The 610-nt window shown below is 65.1% G+C and carries 1 pseudogene; it reads right to left on the bottom strand.

The window, feature by feature from the left end:
- Window positions 1–476: pseudogene (locus tag MAXJ12_RS34085) on the bottom strand (IS1634 family transposase); the annotation flags it as partial.
- Between the last annotated feature and the right edge of the window lie 134 nt (window positions 477–610).

The following is a 610-nucleotide window of genomic DNA, read 5'->3' as shown; positions in this document are numbered from 1 at the left end:
ACGGCGGCCTGTCGGACCGCCAGCCAGTCGAGTGCGCTGTAGAGCGCCGCCTCGTCGACGGGCCCCAGGCCGAGTTCGGCGCCGAGGCTGGAGGCGGCGGTCTCCGGCGAGAGCGCCCGGGCCGCCGCGAGCTTCGAGCCGGGATCGAGGATCCGGCTGACGACGAGCGCCAGGACGAGATCCCGGCAGCGGTTGCCGGCGGGCCCGATGAGCCGGTCGAGACCGATCTTGCGGGCCGTGCCGAGGGCTGCTGCGACATGCCCGTGCGGCAAGGAGCGGACGATGCTGATCGCCTCCTTCTCGCTTGGAATGACCGTGCCGCCCTTCAGGAGGGCCTTGAAGCCGGCGATGCGTTCGCGCGACCAGTCGGACAGGTTCAGGAGCGTGCGCTTCTTGACCTTGCCGCCCTCGCGATAGCTCTCGCGCAGCAGGACCGCGGGCGGTGAATCGCGGTTGGGAACGGATTCGATGTACATGGCTCCACGCTATGGCATCGCCCCGTAAAACACAAGGAGAAATTACCGTATTACATGGCTACATTATGAGTGCACCAAAACGACCTTCTGACGAAAAATCAATCACTTCACCGGTACGAAAGAAAGAAGCTCCG

It is taken from the genome of Mesorhizobium alhagi CCNWXJ12-2 (assembly GCF_000236565.1).
GTDB lineage: Bacteria > Pseudomonadota > Alphaproteobacteria > Rhizobiales > Rhizobiaceae > Allomesorhizobium > Allomesorhizobium alhagi.
Note: the sequence above shows the minus strand (reverse complement) of the source record. Positions and strands in the feature narration are given on the sequence as shown.